The organism is Bacillus sp. 2CMS4F (assembly GCF_023161785.1).
GTDB classification, from domain to species: Bacteria; Bacillota; Bacilli; order Bacillales; family Bacillaceae; genus Bacillus; species Bacillus halotolerans.
Genome location: NZ_JALNTO010000004.1, coordinates 190,103 through 202,562 on the forward strand (window position 1 = coordinate 190,103; position 12,460 = coordinate 202,562).

At 47.6% G+C, this 12,460-nt stretch carries 10 protein-coding genes; 7 read left to right on the forward strand and 3 right to left on the reverse strand.

Features of this window, described 5'->3' with window-relative positions:
• Positions 1 to 47 precede the first annotated feature (47 nt).
• A complete protein-coding gene (locus MTN95_RS09170; protein ID WP_248337898.1) occupies positions 48 to 776 on the forward strand; it encodes a ZIP family metal transporter in 729 nt (242 codons plus the stop codon).
• A 99-nt stretch (positions 777 to 875) separates the two neighbouring features.
• The gene (locus MTN95_RS09175; RefSeq protein WP_248337900.1) at positions 876 to 1,715 is read left to right on the forward strand and encodes a polysaccharide deacetylase family protein; all 840 of its coding nucleotides are present in this window, start codon (positions 876 to 878) and stop codon (positions 1,713 to 1,715) included.
• A 12-nt stretch (positions 1,716 to 1,727) separates the two neighbouring features.
• Here the strand turns inward: MTN95_RS09175 and MTN95_RS09180 are convergent, their stop codons facing one another.
• The 3 genes from MTN95_RS09180 to cimH form a co-directional block, all read right to left on the reverse strand.
• The gene (locus MTN95_RS09180) at positions 1,728 to 1,901 is read right to left on the reverse strand and encodes a hypothetical protein (RefSeq protein ID WP_248337929.1); all 174 of its coding nucleotides are present in this window, start codon (positions 1,899 to 1,901) and stop codon (positions 1,728 to 1,730) included.
• A gap of 87 nt (positions 1,902 to 1,988) precedes the next feature.
• Entirely contained in the window at positions 1,989 to 3,677 is a 1,689-nt protein-coding gene (locus tag MTN95_RS09185; protein WP_248337902.1) for a M56 family metallopeptidase, read from the reverse strand.
• Positions 3,678 to 3,800: 123 nt separating this feature from the next.
• Positions 3,801 to 5,150, reverse strand: coding sequence for a citrate/malate transporter CimH (gene cimH, locus MTN95_RS09190; protein ID WP_010332414.1), 1,350 nt, complete (start codon positions 5,148 to 5,150; stop codon positions 3,801 to 3,803).
• A gap of 553 nt (positions 5,151 to 5,703) precedes the next feature.
• Here cimH and cydA point away from each other — a divergent pair.
• The 5 genes from cydA (at position 5,704) to MTN95_RS09215 (ending at position 12,452) form a co-directional block, all read left to right on the forward strand.
• Complete coding sequence (gene cydA / locus MTN95_RS09195) at positions 5,704 to 7,110, forward strand: cytochrome ubiquinol oxidase subunit I (protein ID WP_248337904.1); 1,407 nt, start codon at positions 5,704 to 5,706, stop codon at positions 7,108 to 7,110.
• A complete protein-coding gene (gene cydB, locus MTN95_RS09200; RefSeq protein WP_105954492.1) occupies positions 7,094 to 8,110 on the forward strand; it encodes a cytochrome d ubiquinol oxidase subunit II in 1,017 nt (338 codons plus the stop codon). Before cydA ends, cydB begins: the two co-directional genes overlap by 17 nt.
• A complete protein-coding gene (gene cydD, locus MTN95_RS09205; RefSeq protein WP_248337906.1) occupies positions 8,110 to 9,813 on the forward strand; it encodes a thiol reductant ABC exporter subunit CydD in 1,704 nt (567 codons plus the stop codon). The genes cydB and cydD overlap by 1 nt, the downstream gene beginning before the upstream one ends.
• Entirely contained in the window at positions 9,810 to 11,537 is a 1,728-nt protein-coding gene (gene cydC / locus MTN95_RS09210; protein ID WP_248337908.1) for a thiol reductant ABC exporter subunit CydC, read from the forward strand. The genes cydD and cydC overlap by 4 nt, the downstream gene beginning before the upstream one ends.
• 84 nt (positions 11,538 to 11,621) lie before the next feature.
• A complete protein-coding gene (locus tag MTN95_RS09215) occupies positions 11,622 to 12,452 on the forward strand; it encodes an NAD(P)H-hydrate dehydratase (protein WP_105954489.1) in 831 nt (276 codons plus the stop codon).
• Positions 12,453 to 12,460 lie beyond the last annotated feature (8 nt).

Consider the following 12,460-nt stretch of genomic DNA (forward strand, 5'->3'; position numbering starts at 1 on the left):
CAGCAAAAACCGCGGCGGGTAGTGGTTTGTAGAAAGGAGAGATAGAAATGTGGAATGCGGCGATGTGGGGCGGGATTTCCGGCTCTGCTGTTTTGCTGGGTGCGCTGGCGTCTATGTTTCTCCCGATTCGCAAGCGTATCATCGGTTATATCATGGCTTTTGGCACAGGGGTATTAATCGGCGCTGCCGCCTATGAACTTCTTGAGGACGCGGTGAAGGATGGCGGAATTGTCTCGACAGGAGCCGGATTTATAGCAGGCGCTGTCGTGTTTACCCTATTTGATTACGCGGTTTCGAAAAGAGGCGCGTCTCAAAGAAAAAGATCGGGACAAGCAGCTGCAGGCAGCGGGGGGATCGCGATTTTTATCGGCACCATCATGGATGCTGTCCCCGAATCTATTATGATTGGAGCCAGCCTTCTTGAAACACAATCCGTCAGCTTTCTTTTGGTGATCGCGATTTTTATCAGCAATATACCTGAAGGGCTGTCCAGCACGGCCGGCATGAAGAACAGCGGATATTCAAAGGCGAAAATCTTGCTGCTTTGGGCGGCGGTACTGATGATTTCTATTTTTGCCTCATGGTCAGGATATTACTTCCTCGATGGCGCTCCTGAGGAGATGATGTCGGCAATCGCCGCTTTTGCGGGCGGAGGAATCATCGCAATGATTGCATCCACGATGATGCCCGAGGCGTATGAAGACAGCGGTCCGATAACAGGATTAATTGCTGCTCTTGGTCTTTTAACGTCTTTGATTTTGAATCAGTTTTCCTAATCTGCACCGGACATGGCTACATGTCTGGTTTTTTCACTTGAAAATCCCGCAAATCAACCGATGAAAAGGAGGAAGAAATAGACAGAAAGCAGGAAACCGATGAAACGTTTTATCTTAAGCAGTTTTCTTTTGGCTAGTTGTTTGACTCTTGCCGCTTGCGCTGAAAAAGAAGCAAACGCAGAGCAGCAGATGCCAAAAGCGGAACAAAAGAAACCGGAAGAAAAGACAGTACATGTGCAGAAAAAAGAAGATGATCCATCCGCATGGATCAAAACAGAGAAACCGGCAAAGCTGCCGATTTTGATGTACCACAGCATCTCTTCAGGCAACAGTCTTCGTGTGCCAAAGAAAGAATTTGAGGCACATATGAAATGGCTGCACGATAACGGCTACCAGACATTAACTCCAAAAGAGGCGTATCTCATGCTGACTCATGACAAGAAGCCGAGTGAGAAATGTGTGCTCATCACGTTTGATGACGGATACACCGATAATTACAAAGACGCATATCCGGTATTAAAGAAGTATGGCATGAAGGCGACGATTTTTATGATCGGCAAATCGATTGGACATAAACATCATCTGACAGAGGATCAAATGAAGGAAATGTCACAGCATGGCATATCGATTGAAAGCCATACGATTGACCACCTTGAACTGAACGGTTTAACGCCAGAGCAGCAGCATAGCGAAATGGCAGATTCAAAAAAGCTGTTTGACAGGATGTTCGATCAGCAAACGGCCATCATCAGCTATCCGGTTGGGCGCTACAACGAAGCTACGCTGAAGGCCGCTGAAGAAACCGGTTATCAAATGGGAGTGACGACTGAACCGGGAGCAGCCTCCAGAGATCAGGGGATGTACGCCCTCCATCGCGTACGTGTATCCCCGGGAATGTCAGGGGCGTCATTTGGCGCGTACATCGAGTCGATGAAATAAAAATGGCGGCGATTAATCGCCGCCGCCCCCTCCGCCGTCACAGCCGGAATCCCCGAAGCCTCCGTCACTGCTGCATCCATCATGGCGGGAATCGCCATCGGAAAATCCGAAAAAACCGCTGTCCGCCCGCTGGCGCCCTTTGTTTTCTGAAGCGGTTGATCGAGCCGATTGATAAATGACGATCATACCGAAGATCAAAGCGATAAGAATAACAATCATATGGCGTCCCCCTTTAAACAGTTATTTTTCATACGTTTTGAAGCCTGAAAAGTTTCATTTAAGGGAGATGGATTCTTTCAGCCGATCTCTCAGCCAGCGCTTGACCATGCCGTGCCCTTTGTTTGAAAGCAATGCGCTGACACGCCAATACATAGGCGGATGAGGAGAAAACTGAAAATCTATGATTCTGAAAAGCCAGCTGTTATCCCGGGTGAGAGAGTTCACCTTAACTTCGTCTTCATCTATATCAGAGCAGTAGGTGTTTTGTTTTTGCAGATCTTCATCCTGGCGAACCGCCAGGATCTTTAAGGATTCGGCCATCTGCCTGTATCCGCCCTCCAGCAATGAAGCGCCAATGTGATCGGCGCGCACCTCCATCCATTGGGAACAAAATGACTGATAAAGCTGAAATAGAATGATGATTCCCATGATCAGCGCCCACAGCGCAATTTTGTAAGCGCCGGGATGAGCGATGTAATGCTCAAGTAAAAGAATGATCCCGATGACTGCCCCAAGGTATAAAAAGCGCAACAGCTGCATGGACAGCACATCACGTTTTTTAATATGAACAGCCTCATGAGCAAGAATACCCTCAATGACATGCGGCGGAAGGGTTAATGTAGCGCTTGTCAGAATCACCATTGATCTTCCTACATTCATTCCGACTGCCATGCCGTTATATTCATCACTATCCGTTTCGTATATCTCCACATGCGAAATGCCTGCTTTTCTAAAAATCTTATCTGCCGCTGCCTGAACGTCTGAATTCAGACAAGGCCTGGCATCCATTGCCGTCCGCAGCACCCGGTCAGATAGATACATATTCAAAGCCCAGTACAATATCACGGCACCAGCCATAACCCAAGGGGAGGCGTGTAAGGCATATAAAGCGAGCACTAATATGGCGTAAGCAGATATCCCTTTTACGCTTACGGCAAAATAAAGTTTACCTAAAAGCCGTTTTACATTTTTCCGATGATAAATCGGCAGGACAGCAATAACCGTTTCCTCTTTGGTTTCGGAATCTAGAAATTCCCCGAGAATCGCTTTCCACTTTTCAGGATCTTTCACGGTCAGAAACAGCGTTTCTCCGGGAAGAGAGAGCCTTATGACTTGCTGAAAGCTTGTTGTCATATCGAGCCGGGATGAATACATGGTCAAAAGCGGATGAAGCTTTAATAGATCTGCCGTCGATTCAAGCCGGATGTCTTTCAGGTCTGAAAGCGGGTAGGTGCGGGTTTCATATCGTGAACTGATATGCCATGTTTCTAAAGACGATGAATAAAAGACTTTTACACTTAGAAAATTTAATATGCGTTTTACCAGTGCCGCGCCGCCCGAGATGAAACCGAACAGGATCACATATTTTAGAACACTGGTGTCAGGACCGTAAATGAAGAAAACAATAGCGCCCGCAAACACAATGACAGTCAGAGCAATGTCCGAGAGGAGGCGTGTGTGGTCTCTTGCAAGCTCAAGTTCCTGCCATTCGCCTGATGGTTTTTCAACACGGCTGGGGACAGTCAGATCCAATGCGGTCCAGTAACTGGTGAACATCAATGCCAGAGAGACGATGCCATCTATGAAAGACTGTTGAGAGAAGATAAAGCTAGCAGCACCGATCCATAGAACAATATCAATCCAGAGTTCTAATGCCGGAAGAAGCTTTGCTGCAAGGGCTGATATCAGCTGAATGCCCAGCCCGAGAATGATAAAGAGAAAAAGACTGGTTCCCATAGGCATGCTAGAGTCCTTTCTATCGTAATCTTTCCAACTATTACTATAGCATGCGGCAGGAACTTGTAAAAACACGGAAATGCAAAAAAGCAAGCTCTTTCGTTATACGAAGAACTTGCTTGCAGCGTATCAATAAAACTGGTGTAACAGCAATAAGGTCAAGGACACTGTGATGGCCCCGCCGATCCTAGTAGACACCTGGGCAAAAGGCATCAGCTCAAGCCTTTCAGCGGCACTTAATATCGCAACGTCACCGGTGCCTCCTTGCCCTGAATGGCACGCATTAATAATGGCTGTTTCGATCGGATACATGTTCAGCCATTTTCCTGTAAAGAAGCCGACCGTCATCATTGTGACTACGACAGACAGAATCGTAATGATATTGCTGAGATTAAAGGCGGCAACAAGCTTGTCCCATGGCGTCATGGACACGCCGATTGCAAAGAGCAGCGGATAGGTGACTGCCGTTGAAAAGAAGCGGGACACGCCAAACGCGCCGTTTTCAATTGAGGCAGGGACCAGTCTGAACAGCTTGATCAAAACAGCTAACAGCAGCATGGCAACAGGGGCCGGAAAACCGAAAAAATCGTGGGCGAGCATACCGACCAAATACAAGGAAACGGCAAGGATTCCTCCGGACGCAAACAGAGAAAGGTTGAACATGTGCTGGCCGTTTTGCGATTCCTCCAGCGCTGGTGAATCTTCTGAACGGTCAACTTTACCGTTGCCGGTCCATTCCGGTTTTTTTTTGCCGATTCTGTTGAGCAGGCCCGCTAAGATGATCGCACACAGGCTGCCGAGCATGATCGATGGAAGAACAAGTGCGAACGCTTCCCCTTGAGACATCGGCATGATATCGGAATAACCGATGGACAGAGGGATGGCGCCTTCTCCGACGCCGCCAGCCATAATAGGAATCACGACGTACAGAAGGGTGTGCTGAAATCCGAGGCCGAGCAATGTACCGACAGCCAGTCCCACAATGGCGGCCGCGACAGAACCGGCGATAAGCGGTATAAAAATTTTCATAAATGCTTTTACAAGTGTTTCTCTTTTCATGCCGAGGATGCTTCCGACAACAATTCCGGCAATAAACAAATAAAGAAAGTTTGAGTTTTCTGTAAATTCTGTGGTGGATTTGACAATATCATTTGGCAGCAGGTGATAGTAGACGACAGCAGATGGAATAAAAGTAGCAAGGATGGCCGGGCCGCCGATAGAGCGCACAATCGGTATCGATTTTCCGATTTGGGCAAAGGTAAATCCGAAAAACGCCATGACGGCAATGGATGTCAAGATGTCGCTTTTCACATCGTGATGCAATACAAAAATAGTAATTAATATAAACAGCAGGGCATAAACAGGAAGCGGTATGATGCCTACTTTTATATTCATAGCTTTCGCAAACCAATTCTCTTTTCGAACCCCTTCGTGAATTGTATCCGTTTGCATTTGCAATTGAGTTTGAAGCTCTCCCATTGAAAAACCTCCCCTATTCTTGTTGCAGTGAAATTGTTCACTATGTTAAGTATACTAAAAAATTGAAATTATTAATATATTAAAAATTTACTATTCAAACTGTTTCTTCTTTATGATTCAGATGAAAAGAGACGTTCTGACTAAATTCCGGATGTGCCGGAGTGCCGAGAAACGAGTGCTGATGCCGGTCAAGCATTTTATTCGCAAGGAGCGAGGCATTGATGTACGATAATAAAGGGTCATTTATCCTAGCAGCCGTCATAAATCAGCAACAAAATAGACAATAATCCGTCACATAGTGTGGGACTTTTTAGGTATTTTGGGCTTTATTTTTAAAGCGGATCGTTGTAAAGTACTTAATATGAACCATTTAGAGATCGTGCCATTCGTCAGTCTGGCAATCTTGAATCATATTGAACGACTTTTTGACGTATTTGTGAAATATTGAACAATATTTTTTTCGTCTATTTTGTGAAATACTGATCAAAGTTTCGGTTCTGCTTGTGAAGTAGTGAACAATATAACATTCTCAACCGGAAATGGAGGATAAAGCATGAGTGAATTAGTATTAGCCCGCATTCAATTTGCATCAACAACGTTGTTTCATTTCTTGTTTGTGCCAATGTCTATCGGGCTTGTGTTTATGGTTGCATTGATGGAGACTCTTTATCTTGTGAAGAAAAATGAGCTGTACCTCAAAATGGCGAAGTTTTGGGGACACTTATTCTTAATAAATTTCGCAGTCGGTGTTGTTACGGGGATTTTGCAAGAATTCCAGTTTGGACTGAACTGGTCTGATTATTCCCGTTTTGTCGGAGATGTATTTGGCGCACCGCTTGCGATTGAAGCATTATTGGCGTTTTTCATGGAATCTATTTTTATCGGATTATGGATTTTCGGGTGGGACCGCCTGCCTAAAAAAATTCATGCGCTCTGTATTTGGCTCGTGTCATTCGGAACGATTATGTCGTCTTTCTGGATCTTAACAGCGAACTCCTTTATGCAAGAGCCGGTCGGCTTTACGATCAAAAACGGCCGCGCGGAAATGAATGACTTTGGCGCGCTGATTACAAATCCGCAGCTTTGGGTTGAATTCCCGCACGTCATTTTCGGTGCGCTTGCCACCGGGGCTTTCTTTATCGCCGGTGTCAGTGCTTTTAAACTATTAAAGAAAAAAGAAGTGCCATTCTTTAAACAATCTTTCAAACTCGCAATGATTGTCGGGCTTTGTGCAGGCCTTGGCGTCGGTCTTAGCGGACACATGCAGGCTGAACACTTGATGGAGTCACAGCCAATGAAAATGGCTGCCAGTGAAGGGCTTTGGGAAGACAGCGGCGACCCTGCTGCTTGGACGGCCTTTGCCACAATTGATACGAAAAATGAAAAGAGCTCTAATGAAATCAAAGTTCCTTACGCATTGAGCTATCTGGCTTATCAAAAATTCAGCGGCAGTGTCAAAGGAATGAAAACACTTCAGGCAGAGTACGAAAAAGTGTACGGAAAAGGCGACTATATTCCGCCTGTCAAAACGACGTTCTGGAGTTTCCGCATTATGGTTGGAGCAGGTGTTGTCATGATTCTTGCTGCGTTAGGCGGCCTTTGGCTAAACCGCCGCAAAAAGCTGGAAAACAGCAAATGGTATTTGCGCATCATGGTCGCATTGATTTCCTTCCCGTTTATTGCAAACTCCGCGGGCTGGATTATGACAGAAATCGGGCGTCAGCCTTGGACGGTCATGGGTTTGATGACAACGGCTCAATCCGTGTCGCCTAACGTAACGGCGGGCTCCCTGTTATTCTCAATTATCGCGTTCGGTGTGATGTATATGATTTTGGGCGCATTGCTCGTCTTCTTGTTCATCCGTGAAATTAAAAAAGGCGCGGAGCATGATGATCATCATGATGTTCCTGTATCAACAGATCCATTTAGTCAGGAGGTATACCATGGCATCTCTTCATGATCTTTGGTTTATACTCGTTGCTGTATTGTTTGTAGGTTTCTTCTTTTTGGAAGGCTTTGATTTTGGGGTCGGCATGGCGACCCGTTTTCTTGGCCATAATGAATTAGAGCGCAGAGTGCTGATCAACACGATCGGACCGTTCTGGGACGCGAATGAAGTATGGCTTTTGACTGGTGCGGGTGCTATCTTCGCGGCGTTTCCAAACTGGTATGCAACGATGCTGAGCGGTTATTACATTCCGTTTGTCATTGTGCTGCTTGCGTTAATGGGCCGCGGGGTCGCGTTTGAATTCCGCGGCAAGGTTGATCATTTGAAATGGGTAAAGGTTTGGGACTGGGTGGTTTTCTTCGGCAGTCTGATTCCTCCGTTTGTGCTCGGTGTGTTATTTACGACATTATTCCGCGGTATGCCGATTGATGCCGATATGAACATTCACGCGCACTTATCTGATTATATAAATGTATATTCTGTACTAGGCGGTGTGACCGTAACACTTCTTTGCTTCCAGCATGGATTAATGTTCATCACGCTGCGTACGATTGGTGATTTGCAGCAGCGCGCCAGACAAATGGCGCAAAAGATAATGGGTGTTGTTTTTGTGGCGGTGCTTGCTTTCGCGGCCCTTTCTGCTTATGAGACAGACATGTTTACACGCCGCGGCGAGATTACAATACCGCTTGTTGTTTTGATTGTCATCTGCTTTATGCTTGCAGCTTTATTCATCCGCAAGAAAAAAGACGGCTGGACATTTGCGATGACAGGCGCGGGGCTTGCTCTGACCGTAGGAATGATTTTCATTTCATTATTCCCTCGGGTGATGGTCAGCTCGATTCAAAGCGCGTTCGATTTAACAGTAGCTAACGCTTCTTCCGGTGATTATTCGCTTAAAGTCATGTCAATTGCAGCATTAACGCTATTGCCGTTTGTCATCGGCAGTCAGATCTGGAGCTATTATGTCTTCCGGAAGCGCGTCAGTCATAAGGAGCCTATGACTTATTAATGGGAAAAGACCTGTTTCGATATAAAGGAATGAAGCGGATTCTCACCGTGATTACTTGCTTAACGCTGATTCAGACAGCCGCTATTATCATGCAGGCAGAGTGGCTGAGTGAAGCTGTAACCGGGCTTTTCAACGGGAAGAGCATTGCCTCCCTGTTTCCGGTGATCGGCTTTTTCCTCATCGCTTTTGTCGCGCGGCACGGGGTGACAGTGGCGCGTCAGAAAATCGTCTATCATTATGCCGCCCGGACGGGAGCTGATTTGAGGAAAAGCTTTCTCGATCAGCTGTTCCGCTTAGGCCCCCGCTTTGCAAAGAAAGAGGGGACGGGGCAAATGGTGACGCTGGCAATGGAAGGCATCAGCCAGTTCCGCCGTTACCTTGAACTGTTTTTGCCGAAAATGGTCAGCATGGCGATTGTGCCGGCTGCGGTTGTCATCTACGTGTTTTTTCAGGATCGGACTTCTGCGATTATTTTAGTCGCGGCCCTGCCGATTCTGATTATTTTTATGATTCTTCTTGGCCTTGTCGCACAGCGAAAAGCGGATCGCCAGTGGAAATCATACCAGACATTGTCCAACCATTTCGTTGATTCTCTTCGCGGATTGGAGACTTTGCGTTTTTTAGGATTGAGCAAATCGCATAGCAAAAACATTTTCCACGTCAGTGAGCGGTATCGCAAAGCAACAATGAGCACACTGCGGGTGGCGTTTTTATCTTCATTTGCTCTCGATTTTTTCACGATGCTGTCGGTGGCGACAGTTGCTGTGTTTTTAGGCTTGCGTTTAATTGACGGCGATATTTTGCTTGGCCCCGCTTTAACAGCGCTTATTCTGGCACCTGAATATTTTCTGCCGGTGCGGGAAGTGGGAAATGATTATCATGCGACGCTTAATGGACAGGAAGCGGGCAAGACGATTCAAGACATATTATCTCAGCCGGGATTCAAAGAAGAGGCCCCGCTTCAGCTTGAAACATGGTCCAATCAGGATGAACTGAAGCTGTCAGGTGTCTCAGCCGGCCGAGCGATGTCTGATATTACTCTTTCATTTAAAGGGAAGAAAAAAATCGGCATCATTGGAGCAAGCGGTGCCGGAAAATCAACATTAATCGATATTCTCGGAGGATTTTTGGAGCCGGATGACGGTGTTATCAGTATGAACGGTTCAAGCCGTTCGCACCTGCAGGACGGGAACTGGCAGAAAAACCTTCTCTATATTCCGCAGCATCCTTATATTTTTGATGATACGCTGGCGAACAATATTCGGTTTTATCACCCAAGCGTTTCTGCTGAAGATACAGCCCGCGCTGCTTCCTCAGCGGGATTGACGGAGTTTGTAAACACTCTTCCTGAAGGATTAGAGGGACGGATCGGAGAAGGCGGCCGGGCGCTCAGCGGCGGTCAGGCTCAGCGTGTCGCGCTTGCCCGCGCCTTTTTGGGTAACCGCCCGATTCTGCTGCTGGATGAGCCGACCGCCCATCTGGATATCGAAACAGAATATGAAATAAAAGAAACGATGCTGGATTTATTTGATGACAAGCTCGTCTTTCTCGCGACACACCGCCTCCATTGGATGCTTGATATGGATGAAATTATCGTGCTGGACGGAGGCAGGGTAGCAGAAATCGGGACTCACGATGAATTGCTGGCGAAAAACGGTGTGTACACCAAACTCGTGAAGGCACAACTGGGGGAGAGAGCATGAAGAAAGAAGAATGGATTCTGCCGTATATCAAGCAAAATGCCCGTCTGTTTGTTCTTGTTGTCTTTTTGGGTGCGGTGACGATTTTTTCCGCTGCTTTTCTCATGTTTACTTCAGGGTTCTTAATTTCAAAGGCGGCGACAAGGCCGGAGAACATCCTGCTCATTTATGTGCCGATTGTCGCCGTTCGAACCTTTGGGATCGCCCGGTCTGTGTCACGTTATGTGGAGCGCCTGATCGGGCATCATATCATTTTGAAAATCGTGTCCGATATGCGCGTCCGTCTTTACAACATGCTTGAGCCTGGCGCTTTGATGCTGCGGTCGCGTTTTCGCACAGGAGATATGCTTGGCATTTTGTCTGAGGATATTGAGCATTTGCAGGATGCCTTCTTAAAAACCATTTTCCCTGCCATTTCAGCCTTGCTTTTGTATGCTGTTTCAGTGATTGCGCTCGGATTTTTCTCCTGGCCGTTTGCCATTTTGCTGGCGCTTTATTTGTTTGTTCTGGTTGTGCTGTTTCCGGTCGTGTCATTGCTTGTGACGCGGGCGAAGAATGCCAAGCTGAAAAGCGGGCGAAATGTGCTGTACAGCCGTCTCACAGATGCCGTGATGGGTGTCAGCGACTGGATGTTCAGCGGACGCCGGCATGCTTTTATTGATTCCTATGAAAGAGAAGAAAACGCTTGGTTTGAGCTGGAACGCAAAAAACATCGTTTTACAAGATGGCGGGATTTCGCCGCGCAATGCCTTGTCGCCGGCCTTATTTTGCTGATGCTGTTTTGGACGGCGGGGCAGCATGCAAATGGCGAACTCGCCAGAACAATGATTGCAGCCTTTGTGCTTGTTGTGTTCCCGCTGACAGAAGCTTTTCTGCCGCTTTCTGATGCGTTGGGCGAAGTGCCGGGTTATCAGGATTCTATCAGAAGAATGAACAAGGTGGCTCCTCAGCCTGAAGCTTCACAAACAGAGTCTGCGGCTGACAGGCTTGATCTCAAAGACGTCACTTTGGCGTTTCGCGATGTGACGTTTTCTTATGACAACAGCAGCCAAGTACTGAACCATTTTTCCTTTACGCTGCGCCAAGGAGAAAAAATGGCGCTGCTCGGCCGGAGCGGCTCAGGAAAATCAACATCACTCGCATTAATTGAGGGTGCATTGAAACCTGACTCAGGCTCGGTAACGTTAAACGGAGTGGAAACAGCGCTTGTAAAGGATCAGATTGCTGATGCGGTGGCTGTGTTAAATCAAAAGCCTCACTTGTTTGATACAAGCATTTTGAATAACATCAGGCTCGGAAACGGAAAGGCGAGCGACGAGGATGTGCGCCGCGCCGCAAAGCAGGTGAAGCTGCATGATTACATTGAGTCGCTGCCTGACGGATATCATACTTCAGTTCAGGAAACCGGCATCCGATTTTCAGGAGGAGAGCGGCAGCGGATCGCGCTCGCCCGGATTTTGCTGCAGGATACGCCGATCATTATACTTGATGAGCCTACAGTAGGCTTGGACCCTATCACGGAACGCGAACTGATGGAAACCGTGTTTGAGGTGCTGAAAGGTAAAACGATTCTTTGGATTACGCATCACTTGGCGGGAGTGGAAGCGGCCGATAAAATCGTCTTTCTGGAAAACGGAAAAACAGAAATGGAAGGAACACACGAGGAACTGCTGGCGACGAACGAACGGTATCGCCGGCTTTATCATCTCGACGTTCCTGTAAAATAAAAGACAGCTTTGAGGCTGTCTTTTTTTGTTTGAAAAAGAAGAAGTGCAGGAAAAATAAGAAGAGAAATAAGAGGAGGTATGGATATGAATGTTCCGATTTGGACGGAAGAGCATGTGAGGGCAGCGCTCCCTGAAAGAGATGCGGTGAGCCATAAAGGTACGTACGGTACGGCTTTGCTGCTGGCGGGAAGCGACGACATGCCGGGCGCTGCGATTTTAGCCGGGCTTGGTGCCATGCGGAGCGGTCTCGGCAAGCTTGTCATCGGCACGTCTGAAAGCGTGATCCCGCTGATCGTTCCGGTTCTGCCGGAGGCCACGTATTGGCGTGACGGCTGGGAAAAAGCGGCGGGCTCTCGCCTTGAAGAGACGTACCGGGCAATTGCGATCGGTTCGGGGCTTCCGCAAACAGAGAGGGTGCAGCAGGCCGTTGATCATATTCTTGAGAAGGATTGCCCCGTTATTTTGGATGCCGGGGCGCTGACAAAGCGCACGTATCCGAAACGGGAGGCGCCCGTCATCCTTACGCCGCATCCTGGTGAGTTTTCCCGAATGACAGGGGTTCCGGTGAAAGACTTACAAAATAAAAGAGCGGAATATGCCAAGGAGTGGGCGGTTCAGCTACAAACGGTGATCGTGTTAAAAGGAAATCAAACCATCATCGCGTTTCCCGATGGCGACTGCTGGAGCAATCCGACCGGAAACGGGGCACTCGCCAAAGGCGGAACCGGCGACACACTGACGGGAATGATATTGGGCATGCTTTGCTGCCACAAAGACCCGAAACATGCCGTATTAAATGCCGTATACTTGCACGGTGCATGCGCCGAGCTTTGGACTGACGAACACTCTGCCCATACGCTGCTCGCCCACGAGCTCTCTGACATGTTGCCTCGTGTGTGGAAACGATTTGAATGAAAAAAGCT